The organism is Mesorhizobium sp. RCAM 05104 (assembly GCF_059683645.1).
This window is the reverse complement of sequence record NZ_CM185033.1, coordinates 2988714-3003464: the sequence shown is the minus strand read 5'-3', so window position 1 is coordinate 3003464 and position 14751 is coordinate 2988714. Positions and strand designations below refer to the sequence as shown.

Below are 14751 nucleotides of genomic sequence, written 5' to 3'. Positions count from 1 at the left end.
ATATCAGGCCGGAGTCATCAGGGCCGGCAGCAGCGCGCCGGACACATGCTGGACCACATTGACGCCCTTGGCATGCACGATCGGCTGCGCATACTGCATCAGCGGCAGCACATAGGCTTGTTCGGCGATGTATTTGTCGACCGCCTTCCAGCCGGCAATGCGCTTGGCCTCGTCCTTTTCGCCCCACAGCGGGTTGATCATGTCGATCAGGTCCTGGCTGTCCCACACCGAATGCGGGCTCGGGCCATACATGGCAAAGCCGGTCGAGGTGGTCGGGTCGCCGATGGCATTGCCCCAGTTGTAGAAGGCGGCCGGCGCCAGCTTGTCGGCGGCGCGCAGCTCGTAATGCTTGGCGATCTCGTAGACCTCGATCGTCGCCTCGATGCCGACTTTGCGCCACATGCCGACGATCGCCTGGATCATCTCGTAGTCCTTGGGCTTGAAGCCCTTGGTCGTCTGGATGGTGAACTTGACCGGCTTTTCGGGCGAATAGCCCGAGGCGGCCAGCAATTCCTTGGCCTTCTCCGGATTGTGCTCGACCTTGATCGACGCATCGTAGGCCGTGTATTCCGGCGTTTCCAGCGTATCGATGGGCTGGCCGTAGCCGCGCAGCAGGCGGTCGACGAGCAGCTTCTTGTCGATCGACATCACCGCTGCCTGGCGGACGTTCTTGTCCAGCATCGCCTCGATGTCGTTGAAGAAGATCATGCCGATGTCGGAGACGTTCTTGCACGAGCCGGCAAGCCCGTCCTTGGCGATCAGCCGGTCATACTCCTCATAGGGAATTTCGAGCGTCACTTGCGAGGAACCGGATTCGATCTCGGCGACGCGGCTCGCCGCATCGGTGACGAACTTGATCGTCACATTCTCGAAGGCCGGCTTGCCGCCCCAGTAGGTCGGGTTGGCCTTGAGCCGCAGGAAGGCGTTGCGCTCGAACTTCTCGACCATGTAGGGACCTGTGCCGATCGGCGCCTTCTCGAAGCCTTCGGCGCCGACCTTTTCGTAATACGCCTTGGGCATGATGTAGCCGGTCAGGAACGACATCCATTTGAAATACACCGGGTCGAACTGCACGACGTCGCCGGTGATCTTGTTGCCGTCGATCTTGAAGTTGTTGACGTTCTTCCAGACGAACTGGATCGGGTTGCCGGTCTTTTCGTCACCCGCCCGCTGCAGTGACCAGACCACGTCTTCGGCCGTGAACGGCGAGCCGTCATGCCAAGTCACGCCTTCGCGCACCGTCATCATGATCTTGGTGCGGTCGTCGTTCCAGCCCCACTCGGTCAGCAGGCCCGGTGCGAAGGACAGGTCCGGCTTTTGCGGGATGAACTGGTCGAACACCGACTGGTAGAGGCCCTGGATCGTCGGGTTGACCGCCGAGGGTCCGGTGGTCGGGTCCCAGGACGGCAGGTTGACGTTGTAGGCGATGGTCAGTTCGCCGGCAGCCGCCTTGGCGATCCGCGGCAGGCCGACAGCGGCCACCCCGAGTGCCGCGGCACTGTATCCGAGCAATTCGCGTCTGTTGATTGTCATGGTCGTTCCCCTTGTTGGTTGTATTTTCTTTGCGCGGCAATGTCAGTTCCTTGGTTCAGGCTCCTTGGGCAGCAGCGCCTTGCCCTCCTTCACCTCTAGAAATCTTCGGCACCTCTAGAAATCTTCGGCTCCTACCTCCCGCCAAGCTGTTGCGCGAGCATGTAGCCCGAAGCCGCGCCGGTGCCGGCACCTGGCCACGTCGCGGCACCCGTGAGATGCAGATTGCCGACCGGCGTGTTCCAGCCGGCGAAACCGCGGGCCGGGCGAAACAGGAAATTCTGCGCCAGATGGTGGCTGCCGCAGACCTGGTCGCCGCCGACGAGGTTCGGGTTCTCGCGTTCCAGGTCGATGGGCGAAAACACCGAGCGGCCCAGGATCTTGTTTCGTAGGCCGGGCGCGTAGCTTTCGATGATGTCGAGAACGCGGTCGGCGTAGCGGTCCTTGACCTTGTCCCAGTGGTCCGGCGCGACCTTGCCGGCAGCGTCGCCGAGGATTTCTGCGGGCAGCATGCGCACCTGCACCCACAGCACATGCTTGCCTTCAGGTGCGCGAGACGGATCGATCGCGGTCGGCTGGCCGACGACCAGCACCGGTTCGTCCGGAAGCATGCCTGCCATCGCCTGCTGATAGGTCCGCGACATCGCGTCGAGCGACGGCGACAGATGCACATAGGCGAACTGGCGAAGCTCGGCGCCGGCGCGCCAGTCCGGCAGATCGTCGAGCGCCAGATGGATCATCATCGTGCCCGGCGCGTGGCGGAATTCTTGCATCGCCGTGTCGAAGCCGGCGTCGCCGGAACCGTTGGGCAGCAACTTGCCGGTCAACGCCCTGGGCGCAACGCCGGCGATGACGGCCTTGGTGGCGGTATGGGTGTCGCCGGAAGCGAGCCGCACGCCGGTCGCCTTGCCGGCGGAAACCGTGATCTCGGCCACTTCGGCCCCGGTGACGATCTTGCCGCCGGCGGCAGTGACCATGCCCGAGAGCGCGCGGATGATGGTGTCGGCGCCACCCTTGCCCAGCACCATGCCGAAACTCTGATTGGCCATCGATTCCAGGTAGGGAAACACGGCGCCGCCGGCGATGTCGGGCGCGAAGTCGAGATGCATGCCCCAGGTGGCGAGCGTTGCCCTGACATGCGCGGACTCGAAATTCTCCTCCAGCCAGGCACGTGGCGACGACAGCAGCAATCGCCCGGTGTCGAGCGCGCCGGCAACACCCTTCTTGCGCCACAGGTTCCAGGCGGTGCCGGCCAGAGCGCGGGCGCTCATCGGCGAGCCCAGCAGCCGGAACAGATGCTCGGCCTCCGCCGGGAAGGCGGCGACCAGCCTGCGCCATGTCGCGGCATCGGCGGCTGAGAAGGCGGCCATGCGCGCGGCGGCCTTTTCCAGATCGTTGCTGACGCCGAACCAGCGGCCGTCCGGAAAGGCACTGGCGAAACAGTCGGCGACCGGAGCGAACCCCAACCCCTCCGCTTTCAATTCATTTGCATATTTCCGATGGAAGGCCGAGCCAGCGAACAGGCTCAGATTCATCGCGCCGAAGTCGTGGCGGAAGCCGGGAAGGGTGAATTCACGGGTCTGGACGGCGCCGCCGATTGTTGCACTGCGCTCGAAAATCCCGGTTTTCCAGCCTTTGAGCGCCAAATGCGCGGCGCATGCCAGACTGTTGTGGCCCGCCCCGACAAAGATGGCGTCGAACTCGCTCACGCCCCGTTCCCATTTCCTTTATGCTTAAAGATAATTGCAGATGCATATGTTTTCGTCTAGTAGGATATTAAGGGCCGCGACGAGCCTTGATCACCATCACGAAAGAGGGAACAGAGACCATGGACACCCAAAAACTCCTCGGCGAAGTCGCCGGCCAGCTTCTTTCAGGCGCCATCAAGGTGGTCGACCTGTCGGCGCCGCTCGGTCCCGACACTCCGTTGATCAAGCTGCCGCCGGAACTCGCCGTCGACACGCCGAAGGTCGAGATCCACACCATCTCCGCCTACGACAAGAACGGTCCCTGGTGGGCGTGGAACTGGCTGAAGCTCGGCGAGCATTCGGGCACGCATTTCGACGCGCCCAAGCACTGGATCACCGGCAAGGACTATCCGGACGGCGCCACCGATACCATTCCGGCGCAGAACTTCGTCGGCCCGGTCAATGTCATCGACTGCTCGAAGGAAGCCGCCGCCGATCACGATTTCCTGCTCACCGTCGACCACATCAAGGCCTGGGAAGCCAAGCATGGCGCCATCAATGCCGGCGAGTGGGTGGTGATGCGCACCGACTGGTACAAGCGCAATGGCTCGGAAGCCGAATTCCTCAATGCCAATGAGACCGGTCCGCACACGCCCGGCCCGACGGCCGAAGCCATCCAGTACCTGATCAGCAAGAACATCAAGGGCTGGGGCAGCGAGACCATCGGCACCGACGCCGGCAAGGCCGGCGGCATGGAGCCGCCATTCCCAGCGCACAGCCTGATGCACAAGGCCAACCGCTACGGGCTTGCCAGCCTGTGCAACCTCGACCAGCTGCCGCCGAAGGGTGCGATCCTGATCGCGGCGCCGCTCAAGATCGAGCATGGCACCGGCAGCCCGATCCGCGCGCTGGCGCTCGTCTCGAAGGCATGATCGCACCAAGGCGAGGGCCGGTTTCGCAAGAGATCGTGCCCAAGCTGGATGACACACGCTGAACGAAGGCAGATCAAGGTGAGTCAGCCGGATCACATCATCGTCGGCAGCGGCATCAACGCGCTGGTCTGCGCGGCGATGCTCGGCGGCAAGGGCGCCAAGGTGCTCATCCTCGAGCGCAACGACCGCATCGGCGGCTGCATGCGCACCGAGGAGATCACCGCGCCCGGCTTCATCCATGACGTGATGGCGACCACCTTCGTGCTGTTCATCACCTCGCCTGCCTTTGCGGCACTTGGCGCCGACCTTGCACGGCACGGGCTGGAGTTCTGCCACACGAGCACGCCGACCGGCGTGCTGCGGCCGGACGGCAGCCATGCCGTGCTCAGCACCGACCGGGCCGCCAATGTTGCCGCCCTGAACGCGATCGCGGCGGGTGACGGCGACGGGCACGCGGCCGATGTCGGCGGCATCGAGCGCAATGCCGGCCTGCTGTTCGGCCTGCTTGGCGGCAGCCTTTGGTCCTACCCGACGACGAAGCTGCTGGCGGGCGAAGCCTGGCGGCGAAGCCCGCGCAATCTTGCCGCCTTTCTCGGCGAAGCGCTTGTGCCGGCGCGCGGCTGGCTGGAAAGCACCTACCAGTCGGAGACCGTCCGCGCGTTGTGGGCGCCCTGGGTGCTGCATGCCGGCCTTGGGCCGGAAGATGCTTTCTCCGGCCAGATCGCCAAGGTCATCGCCTTCGCGCTGGAAGCCGCCGGCGCGCCGATCGTCAAGGGCGGCGCGAAGAACCTGCTGTCGGCCTTCGAGGCGCTCATCACCGAGCGCGGTGGCGTCATATCCACCGAAGCGGACGTTGCCTCCATCATCCTGACCGGAGGCCGCGCCACCGGCGTGCGGCTGGCGTCGGGCGAAACGGTCCACGCGAAAAAAGCATCATCTGCTCGGTGACGCCAACGCAGCTCTACGGCCGGCTGCTCGGCAGCGAGGCACCCGGGGACGACGTCGAGGCGACGCGGAAATACCGCTACGGCAAGGGCAACTTCCAGATCCACTACGCCCTCGACAGGCCTCCGGCCTGGCGTGGCGAAGGACTGGACAAGGTGGCCTTGCTGCACCTGACCCCGGGACTGGATGGCGTGTCGAAGGCCTGCAACGAGGCGGCGCGCGGCATGCTGCCGGAGGTGCCGACCATCTGTGTCGGCCAGCCGCACGCGCTTGATCCGTCGCGCTGCCCGCAGGGCAAGGCGATCCTGTGGCTGCAGCTGCCCGAGGCGCCCCGGCACATCAAGGGCGACGCCGCCGGCAAGCTGCAGGCACCCGCCGACGGGCACTGGACCGAAGCGCTGCGCGAAGCCTATGTCGATCGTGTCGAGGCGATCCTCGCCAGCCATATCGACGGCTTCAGGGACAGTGTGATTGCGCGCCGCGCCTATTCCCCGGCCGATCTGGAAGCGATGAACATCAATCTGGTGGGCGGCGACCCCTATGGCGGCTCGTCGACCCTCGACCAGTCGTTCCTGTGGCGGCCGTTCAAGGCCAGCCGCAACCACCAGACCGGCATCAAGGGCCTCTACCATATCGGCGCCTCGACCCATCCGGGCGCGGGCCTGGGGGGCGGCTCCGGCTTTCTCCTGGCGGGGAGGCTGTGATGGAACAGAAGGTTGCGGAAAAGCGCCAGCGCATTTCCACCCTGGGGCAGATCGGCCTGCAGCAATTCGCGCCCTATCTGATGAACCGCATCATGGGCCGCTACAACGCCACCTTGCGCGACGATTTTCGCAAGCAGGGCCTGACCATTCCGCAGGTGCGCACGCTGGCCGTGCTGTCGGTCACCGACGGCGTCACCGTCAATGACCTCTCGGTCTATACGGTCATCGAGCAGTCGACCTTGAGCCGGACGCTCGACACGCTGGAGGGGCAAGGGTTTGTGCGGCGCGAGCAGGGGGTCACCGACAGCCGTATCCGCCATGTGTTCCTGACCGACGATGGCCGCGCCGAGTTCGCGCGCGCCTGGCCGGCCATGCATGACGCGTTCGAGGCGATGTTCGACGATGTCGACGATGCCGAATACGCGGCGCTGATCGCGACGCTGCAGAAGATGCTGAAGAACATTCGCAAGCACGACATCTAGATGTACGCACTGCCGGCGCGCCCGGCGGTAACGGAAGGAGGCCGACATGGCCGAACGGTCTTTTGCCAAGGAAGTCGAGAAGCTCCGGCTCGGCGCCGGCGAGGAGTTTGCCGGCGAGGGCATTCTCGCCATCACCAAGGCGCTGCTGCAATGCGGCGTCGGCTATGTCGGCGGCTATCAGGGCGCGCCGATCAGCCATTTGATGGATGTGCTGGCCGATGCGCAGGACATTCTGGGCGAGCTCGGCGTGCATTTCGAGGCCAGTGCCTCGGAAGCCACCGCCACCGCCATGCTGGCAGCCTCGGTGCATTACCCGATCCGTGGCGCCGCGACCTTCAAGTCGACCGTCGGCACCAACGTCGCCTCCGATGCGCTGGCCAATCTCGCGTCCGGCGGCGTCACCGGCGGCGCGCTGATCATTGTAGGCGAGGATTACGGCGAAGGCTCCTCGATCATGCAGGAGCGCTCCCATGCCTTCGCCATGAAGAGCCAGGTCTGGCTGCTCGATCCGCGCCCCAATTTGCCGTCGATCGTCAAGGCGGTGGAGGACGGTTTCGAGCTGTCCGAGATTTCCAACACGCCGGTGATGCTGCAGGTCCGCATCCGCTGCTGCCACGTCCATGGCCATTTCATCGCCAAGGACAACAAGCGGCCGCCGATGACGGTGGCCGATGCGCTCGACGCACCTCGCCGCGACACCGGCCGCATCGTGCTGCCGCCCGCCTCCTTCCTGCACGAGAAGGAGAAGGTGCAGAAGCGCTGGCCGGCGGCGGTCGATTTCATCCGCAAGAACAAGATCAACGAATTCTTCGGGTCGGACCACGGCTCGGTCGGCATCGTCATGCAGGGCGGCATGTACAACTCGGTCATCCGCGCGCTTCAGCGGCTCGGCCTCGCCGACACCTATGGCGACACCGACGTGCCGCTCTACGTGCTCAACGCCGTCTATCCCCTGATCGATGATGAGTTCCTATCCTTCTGCGAGGGCAAGCAGTCGGTGCTCGTCGTCGAGGAAGGCCAGCCCAACTACATCGAACAGGCCTTTGCCTCGATGCTGCACAAGGCTGGGCGCGGCACCAGGCTGGTCGGCAAGGAGCATCTGCCGATGGCCGGCGAATACACCGGCCAGGTCATGCTCGACGGCATCGGTGCTTTCCTGCGCGCCGAAGCGCCGCATCTGCTGCCGGGCGAGGTGCGCGCGCCCAACAAGGTTGGCGACGGCGTCGACACCGCGGACCTGATCAACGTGGTTCCCGGCCGCCCGCCCGGCTTCTGCATCGGCTGCCCGGAGCGGCCGATCTTCGCCGCAACAAAACTGGTCGAGCAGGAGCTCGGCAAGCACCATATCGCCTCCGACATCGGCTGCCATCTGTTCTCGATCATGCCGCCTTTCGAACTCGGCGCCACCACCATGGGCTACGGGCTGGGGCCGGCCTCCGCCTCGGCGTTCAATTCGCCTGACGCCAAGCGCCGTTCGATCTCCTTCGTCGGCGATGGCGGCTTCTGGCACAACGGCCTGACCTCCTCGATCGGCAACGCGGTGTTCAACAAGAACGACGGCGTCATCGTCATCGTCGACAACTTCTACTCGGCAGCGACCGGCGGACAGGACATTCTCTCGTCCCGCGCCGGCAACAAGACCAAGTCGACGAAGCATCCGATCACCGAGGCGGTGAAAGGCATGGGTGTCAAATGGCTGCGCCATGTCGACCGCACCTATGACGTGACCAGGATGCAGGACACTTTGCGCGAGGCGCTGACGACCGAGGAGAAGGGACCAAAGGTCATCGTCGCCTCGTCCGAATGCATGCTCAACCGGCAGCGCCGCGAAAAGCCGTTGGTCGACAAGGCGATCAGGGGCGGCGAGCGGGTGGTGAAACCGAAGTTCGGCGTCGACGAGGACATCTGCACCGGCGACCACGCCTGCATGCGGCTGTCCGGCTGCCCCTCGCTGTCGGTGAAGTCGCTCGACGATCCGCTGCGCGACGATCCGGTGGCGCATATCGACCAGAGCTGCGTCGGCTGCGGCAATTGCGGCGAGGTCGCCGATGCGGCCGTGCTCTGCCCGTCCTTCTATCGCGCCGATGTCGTGCACAATCCGAACCGCTGGGACCGCTTCCTCGAAACGGCGCGCCGCGCCACCATCAGCCTGTTGCAGCGCCGCCGCGAAAGCCGGCGCCTGACCTTCGCCGATGCTTGACGCTGTCCCTCCATTTCGCGCCCGGGCCGGCGCTCAGGATGACGAGCGCGTCATCAAGCTTGCCGTGCTGGCTGTGGGCGGCCAGGGCGGCGGGGTGCTGGCCGACTGGATCACCGACGTCGCCGAGCGCAACGGATATGTCGCGCAATCGACCTCGGTGGCCGGCGTCGCCCAGCGCACCGGCGCCACCATCTACTATGTCGAGATGGCCCGCGACACCGGCCGCTTGCCGGTCTTCGCGCTGTCGCCTTCGCAAGGCGACGTCGACATTTTGATCGCGGCGGAGTTGATGGAAGCCGGCCGCGCCATCATCCGCGGCTTCGTCACGCCTGAGCGCACCACGCTGATCGCTTCGTCGCACCGCATCGCCGCCGTGTCGGAAAAGATCGAGCCGGGTGACGGGCGGGCATCGTCTTCAAAGGTGCATGCGACCGCGGAGGCCGCATCGAAGCGCTTCATCGCCTTCGACATGGAAAAGATCGCCGCCGACAAAGGCTCGATGATCTCGGCCAGCCTGCTTGGCGCGCTGGCGGGGTCCGACGCGCTGCCGTTCACGCGTGAAAGCTACGAGCAGGCGATCGGTGCCGGTGGCCGGGGCGCGAAGGCCAGCCTTGCCGCCTTCGGTGCCGCCTATGACCGCGCGCGTGGCACGGCCGCGCCGGTGCAAAAGCCGAAGGTTGCCGAGCCTGTCCCGGGTGCCGGGCAAGTGAGCGGTCCGCAAAACCTGCTGAAAGGCTGGCAGGCGCTGGAAACGCGTGTCGGTGCGGGGCCGGAACCTCTTCGCGACATGGCGCTTCGCGGCTTGAAGAAAGTCGTCGACTACCAGGACATCGCCTATGGTGGCGAGTATCTCGACCGCCTGGACCGCGCCGTCGCGCTGGACAGCGCCGACCATGCCTATGCGCTGTCGATTGCTGCCGCCAAGCACCTGGCCAACGCCCTGTGCTACGACGACATGATCCGCGTTGCCGACCTGAAGACGCGTTCGACGCGCGACAAACGGGTGCGCCGCGAGGTCGGCGTCAAGCACGGTTCGATCCTGCAGGTGACCGAATATTTCCATCCGCGCATCGAGGAGTTCTGTGGCACGCTCCCGGCAAGCCTGGGCAGCTACATCGAGAACCGGCCGAAGCTCGCCGCGTTTCTCGATCGCCGCATCAACCACGGCCGCCGCATCCGCACCGACAGTTTTGCCGGCTTTGCCGCGCTGTGGTTCATCGGCGGCCTGCGCCGCTGGCGCCGCCGCCTGTTGCGCCACAAGGTCGAGATCGCTCATCTCGACAGCTGGTATGCACTGGCGCTCCGGTACGTCCCGGAAGACTACGCGCTGGCTGTCGAGATCCTCAACTGCCGCCGGCTGATCAAGGGCTACAGCGACACCCATGTCCGCGCCCAGTCGAAATTTGACCGCGTGCTGTCGGCGCTCGATCTGCTCAAGGGCCGCACTGATGCCGCCGACTGGATCCGCCGCCTGCGCGAGATGGCACTGAAGGACGAGAAGGGCGATATGCTCGACGGCGCGCTGAAGACGGTGGCGACGCTCAACGACAACGCAGCCCGCTAACGAACGTCGTGCCGCTCTTCAGCCGTCACGCGACGAGGTCCCGCATCGGCCTCACCGCTGCGGACTGTGGAAACACCTTGTCATGCTGGCCTGGATGGCGGGCGTGCTGCCCAGCAAGCCGGGGGTCGGCGCGGTGGCCGGCCCCCACGCGTTCCTACCAGCGATGCCAGCGGTGCCAGTGACGGTGCGGATGCCAGACATAGAAGGCCGGCCCATGCCGATAGTGGTGACGAGGGTAGACCACCACACGGTTGGGGACGCAGCGTCCCCAGGGATTGGGATGCCATCCAGGCCCGCAGCCCCAGGCGACATGCTCGACCAGCCCCGGGGCGGCAGAGGCGAGCGGCGCCATCGGCATCGCCGAGGATGCCGCAACCGTCGCAACGGCTCCGGTCACCGCAAGAGCTGCGGCGATCGCGTATTTTGTCAGACGATTCATGTCATACTCCGAGTGTTTCCGAGGTTGAAAACCTGTTTGAACCACACGGGTCCGGCAGGTCTGCCCTTCCCCCGGTTAAACGGCGTCGTCGGCATTTTCCGTCGGTCGTCACGGTGATTTTTTTGGCGTGGCGGATGGTTGCGGGCCGCCGCGCCGCAGCAGTCCCTCCGCCAGCACACGACGACCCTCGGCTGAGCCAGCCGCCGCGAACTCGACGATGCGCTGTTCCAGCCGCGTGCGGACGGTGACGTCGGAATTGCGAGCCCGCTCCAGCGCCGCCGACAGGGCGGTCGTGTCCAGAACCGGCTGTTGCAGCAGGTCCGCTGCTTCCCGCCTGGCCTGCTGGCCGTCGAGAATGACCTGGCGCGAGTCGCGGCGAACTTCGCGCAGGGCCTTGCGGAATGCCGTGCGATCCTGCTCGGGAAGACGACCGCCGGCCGTCTCCAGGGAATGGGCATGGCCCGACTTGCCGCTTCGTATCCAGATGGCACCGCCGGCAAGCGCCCCAGCCAGGAAGACGTTGAGCACCACCGACGCGATGATGAGGTTGCGGCTCATGCTCATAGGTCTTCCCCGACCGTGTCGCCGTCGGGTCCCGCATCGCCGAACGCCGTCGCGTTGGTATCAAGAACATAGTGATCGGGCTGGACCTCGGGCGTGACGATGGTCACCAGGGCCAATCCTGCGACGGCGCCGGCCAGACCAATGCCGGCAAGAACCAGCCCCATCCGCCAGAGCAGCTGACGCCGGCGCTGAACGAGATGCCGGCCGGCGGCCCGCAGGATGCTGCCGTGCAAGGCCTTGCCGGGCGCTTCTACGGCATAGCTGTCAAGCTGCGCGTCAAGTTTTCCGGCGTGCCTCAAGATGGCCTCGCCCGTCTCGCTGGGGGCAAAGATCGCGCCTGCCATCCGTTCGGCCTCCGGCCATCGCCGCAAGTCACCGCCATAGGCCGCGGCCAGGGCCGCAAAGCGCTTGGCATCCATTGCCGGTTCGTCCTCTGTGTCTTCAGCCATCTGTTTTCCCCTTGCCCGTTGGCGCCGCGTCCCCGTGCGGTGTTGGAATGGCAGCAACCGACCACCAGGCAGCGGCCGCAAGGCGGGATGAATGCTCCGCGGCCATGGTCACCCGGTTCTCATCCATCGGCGCCATCCCTGGCCAGGATGACCTGCAGCGACCGCCGGCCGCGCGAAAGCAGGCTCTCCAGGGCGTCGACGCTGATCCGCAAGGTCGCTGCCGCCTCCATGTTGGACATCTCCTGATAGTAGACCAGGATGATCGCCTCGCGCTGGCGCGGCGCTATGCCTTGCAGTGCCCGTTCGACCCGCTGCGCATCTTCCCGCGGATGGGCATCGGGAAGCGCTGCGGGATCGGCCACGTCCGGCACATCGTCGGTTACCCATTCGCGCCTGCGGCGCAGCCGGTCGTAGCAGAGGTTCAGCGTCACCCGGTGGACCCAGGTGTCGAAACGCGCATTGCCACGCCGCCACCCCGAGGCATGGCGCCAGATCCGCACGAAGGCTTCCTGCGCGACATCCTCGGCCTCGGCCGCATCGCCGAGCATGCGCACGGCCAGGGCCAGGATGCGCGGCAGCTTGCGCGCGACCAGGCTTTGCACGGCTGCCGGGTCGCCGTCGCCGACGCGGCGAACCAGCTCCTCGTCCGGATCGGCGCTCATCAGTTGGCGCACCCCTGAAGGTCATCGCGCGTCATTGCCCCTTGGTCATTGCTCCTGTTTGGGAGCGGTTTTATGGCCTGGCATTTCGTCGGCCGTCAGAACGCCGTCGGCATTCTTGTCCAGCCTGGCAAAGCGCTTGGCGAAGAACGCATCGAGTTCGGCGCGGTCGATGAAGCCGTCATGGTTGGAATCGATACGGGTGAAGGATTTACCGGGGTCGCCCTTGGCGGTGCGTTTGGCCTGGAAGGCCGTCCATTCCGCCAGGCTGATCTTGCCGTCGCCGTCTGTGTCGGCCGCCAGGATCGCCTTCTCGCGCCGCTTCTGGAATTTGGCCAGCGTGATCTCGGACCTTGCCGGAGCAGCCGGTGCGGCAGCCGGCGGCGTCGGTGCGGCAGTCGGCGGAGTGGGCGCGGTGGTCGGCGGCGTCGGGGCAGGGAGCTGTGTCGTTGTCTGGGCGAGAGCCGCAACGGTCTGCAGGCTCAAGGCAGCGGCAAGTATCGAACGGCGGATCATGCTTTGCGTCTCCGGTTGGCGCGGTACCGACGGCTTGTGCCGCAGTCACGCTTCGACCGTTAAACGCCGCGACGAGAGAAATCCGTCGGTCGCGCCTGCAAATCCGTTCAAGCGGCTGGACGCGGCTTCCGCGTGGGTTCCGCCAGCCGCCGCGATGGCGCGTCAAACCCGGTATCTCGCCGCCGCCCTCAGCGAAGCCGTGTCGGCCTGTGGCCTAGTCTGATTGGTCGGCCACTACCAGCTGCTCGGGCTTGAACGCGGCGTGTTGCGGGGTCCACACCTCGCCCTCGCGATTGAACCAATGGCACAGATACATGCCCGAGGCGGCGCCATCGCTCACCGTCATCCTGGGGCCCCCGGACTTCAGCTTGACGATGTCTCCGGTCCTGAAACTGTTGGACATTTTCGACCTCCCATTCTGAGGACCCGAGTTTCACACCAAACCGGGGCCTCGACAATGGCGATGACCTTCGCGGGAATGCCTGATGCGGCCCGCGACGAGATGACAGGAATGGAGGGGAAATGGTGCCGCTTGCGTGACTCGAACACGCGACCCCCGCATTACGAATGCGGTGCTCTACCAACTGAGCTAAAGCGGCCCCGGGAAGCCAAGGCCTCCAAGATGGGCTGGGTGATAGACTCAACCGGCCGCGAATTCAAGATGCGACTTGGCATTTCATGCGGCGTGTCTTGCCGCCAGCCGAAAGCCGCTCACGCACCCTTCGCCAATTGGTTGCGAAGGGATAGCTCGACAGGATCGATGTCGCCATGCGCGGGAAAATAGATGAAACATGCTGATTTCGTTATCGGAACACTGCCGGAATGGACTTTGCACACCTCGACAAGGCAGAATGCGCCGCTCGCCCGTTGATTGATTGGTCGCCTGCGGCTAACGATCATGGCAAGGTTGGCAAACGTGCAAAGGGACCCGCTTGGACGCGATCGAAAAAGCGATCCGGAACGCCTTGGAGAAGGGCAATGCCGAGGACCGCGTGTTCCGCGAAAAGGTCTATCGATCGGCTTTTGCCGCGCTCGACCGCGCGCTTCAGGCCAATCCTGGTGTAACAGTTGAAGTCGCCATCAATCGCCGCAAGTCGATACAGGCGAAAATCACCGAAATCGAATCCGAGTTCCTGCCGGCGGTGCCGGATGTCACGCCGCGGGGCGAAGCCCCGGCGGTCGAGCTTGCGGCCGATACCGCACCCACGGTCGAGAGTGGCCAGGCGGCGCCATCGCCCGCTGTCGACGGACCTGTGCAATCCGGCTCCGATGCGCCGCACTCGCGCGTGCTGCCGGTCGTTCCCGACATCATGCCCGATCCGGTTCTTCCCAGCGCGCCGGCCATCGACATGTCGGCCCCGGCCTCGGCGCAAGCCGCGGCCGAAGTGGCGCCCGATCGCGATGAACGGCGCATAAGGGGGCGCCGCCTGCCGCTGACCGCCATCTTCCTCGGCGTGACGCTGCTTGCGGCGGTTGGCATCGGCCTGTTCTTCGCCATGCAGACCGGCGTGTTCAAGACGCCGGCACAACTCGACACCGCGCCGCCGCAAGCACCGCCAACAGTCGAGGGCGACGATTTCACGCCGGCCGATGGCGAAACTGGGCCGGCAAAGCCGGGTGCGGCAGACCAGACGCGTGACTGGATCAATGTGTTCTCGCCGACCGACCCGACGCATGTCAGCGCCCCATCGGATGCCAAGGCCGAGGTGATGAAGGACGACACCGGGTCGTTCCTGCGCATCCAGTCCGGCGCCTCCGGTTCGGCGATCAGCTTCGATGTCGGGCAAGGCGTGCTGGAGAAACTCGCCGGCAAGCATGCCGTGTTCGACATCATCGCCCGTTCCGAAGAAGGCAAGGAGACGCAGATGTCCGTCGACTGCAACTTCGGCGAACTCGGCGACTGCGGCCGCAAGCGTTATGCGGTCGGCCAGCAGCAGAACGAATACCTGTTTGACGTGAAGTTTCCCGACAAGCACCCGGGCTCGGCCGGCACGATCGCCATCAATTCCGACTTCGACAAGCAGGGCAAGGCAGCGGACATCTACGAAATCCGCGTCTCGGTCGAGCCGTAAGCAGCAC

At 65.3% G+C, this 14751-nt stretch carries 13 protein-coding genes, 1 tRNA gene and 1 pseudogene; 6 read left to right on the top strand and 9 right to left on the bottom strand.

From position 1 onward, the window contains the following. Positions 1-3 precede the first annotated feature (3 nt). Together AC56QP_RS14815 and AC56QP_RS14810 are read right to left on the bottom strand one after the other, a co-directional pair. On the bottom strand, positions 4-1533 hold the full coding sequence (locus AC56QP_RS14815) for an ABC transporter substrate-binding protein (RefSeq protein WP_489859224.1): 1530 nt from the start codon (positions 1531-1533) through the stop codon (positions 4-6). Between the two features lie 131 nt (positions 1534-1664). After that, positions 1665-3239, bottom strand: coding sequence for a phytoene desaturase family protein (locus AC56QP_RS14810; RefSeq protein WP_489859225.1), 1575 nt, complete (start codon positions 3237-3239; stop codon positions 1665-1667). 119 nt (positions 3240-3358) lie between these two features. Between AC56QP_RS14810 and AC56QP_RS14805 the strand changes: the two genes are divergently transcribed. From AC56QP_RS14805 to AC56QP_RS14785, 5 genes and pseudogenes are all read left to right on the top strand, one after another. Further along, positions 3359-4150, top strand: a complete 792-nt coding sequence (locus tag AC56QP_RS14805) for a cyclase family protein (protein WP_091584595.1) — start codon at positions 3359-3361, stop codon at positions 4148-4150. Between the two features lie 78 nt (positions 4151-4228). After that, positions 4229-5799 (top strand): annotated as a pseudogene (locus AC56QP_RS14800) (phytoene desaturase family protein). Then, complete coding sequence (locus tag AC56QP_RS14795; protein ID WP_023667791.1) at positions 5799-6281, top strand: MarR family winged helix-turn-helix transcriptional regulator; 483 nt, start codon at positions 5799-5801, stop codon at positions 6279-6281. Before AC56QP_RS14800 ends, AC56QP_RS14795 begins: the two are co-directional and overlap by 1 nt. 46 nt (positions 6282-6327) lie before the next feature. Continuing rightward, positions 6328-8481, top strand: a complete 2154-nt coding sequence (locus AC56QP_RS14790) for a thiamine pyrophosphate-dependent enzyme (RefSeq protein WP_489859227.1) — start codon at positions 6328-6330, stop codon at positions 8479-8481. Further along, entirely contained in the window at positions 8474-10045 is a 1572-nt protein-coding gene (locus tag AC56QP_RS14785) for an indolepyruvate oxidoreductase subunit beta family protein (RefSeq protein WP_489859228.1), read from the top strand. The genes AC56QP_RS14790 and AC56QP_RS14785 overlap by 8 nt, the downstream gene beginning before the upstream one ends. A gap of 154 nt (positions 10046-10199) precedes the next feature. Here AC56QP_RS14785 and AC56QP_RS14780 read toward each other — a convergent pair whose 3' ends face one another. The 7 genes from AC56QP_RS14780 to AC56QP_RS14750 all read right to left on the bottom strand — a co-directional run bounded on the left by AC56QP_RS14780 (position 10200) and on the right by AC56QP_RS14750 (position 13271). Further along, positions 10200-10484: a GCG_CRPN prefix-to-repeats domain-containing protein gene (locus AC56QP_RS14780; protein WP_489859229.1), complete on the bottom strand. Its 285-nt coding sequence runs from the start codon at positions 10482-10484 to the stop codon at positions 10200-10202. 108 nt (positions 10485-10592) lie between these two features. After that, positions 10593-11048 carry a periplasmic heavy metal sensor gene (locus tag AC56QP_RS14775; protein WP_489859230.1) on the bottom strand — a complete coding sequence of 152 codons (456 nt, stop codon included), beginning with the start codon at positions 11046-11048 and terminating at the stop codon, positions 10593-10595. Further along, positions 11045-11467 carry a hypothetical protein gene (locus AC56QP_RS14770; protein WP_489859231.1) on the bottom strand — a complete coding sequence of 141 codons (423 nt, stop codon included), beginning with the start codon at positions 11465-11467 and terminating at the stop codon, positions 11045-11047. The genes AC56QP_RS14775 and AC56QP_RS14770 overlap by 4 nt, the downstream gene beginning before the upstream one ends. 149 nt (positions 11468-11616) lie before the next feature. Further along, positions 11617-12159, bottom strand: coding sequence for an RNA polymerase sigma factor (locus tag AC56QP_RS14765; RefSeq protein ID WP_489859232.1), 543 nt, complete (start codon positions 12157-12159; stop codon positions 11617-11619). A 45-nt stretch (positions 12160-12204) separates the two neighbouring features. Beyond that, positions 12205-12672: an EF-hand domain-containing protein gene (locus AC56QP_RS14760; RefSeq protein WP_489859233.1), complete on the bottom strand. Its 468-nt coding sequence runs from the start codon at positions 12670-12672 to the stop codon at positions 12205-12207. 214 nt (positions 12673-12886) lie between these two features. Further along, positions 12887-13075 carry a YodC family protein gene (locus AC56QP_RS14755; RefSeq protein WP_489859234.1) on the bottom strand — a complete coding sequence of 63 codons (189 nt, stop codon included), beginning with the start codon at positions 13073-13075 and terminating at the stop codon, positions 12887-12889. Positions 13076-13195: 120 nt separating this feature from the next. Continuing rightward, a tRNA-Thr gene (locus AC56QP_RS14750) sits at positions 13196-13271 on the bottom strand. Between the two features lie 333 nt (positions 13272-13604). Here AC56QP_RS14750 and AC56QP_RS14745 point away from each other — a divergent pair. Further along, a complete protein-coding gene (locus tag AC56QP_RS14745) occupies positions 13605-14744 on the top strand; it encodes a hypothetical protein (RefSeq protein WP_489859235.1) in 1140 nt (379 codons plus the stop codon). The last annotated feature ends 7 nt before the right edge of the window (positions 14745-14751 follow it).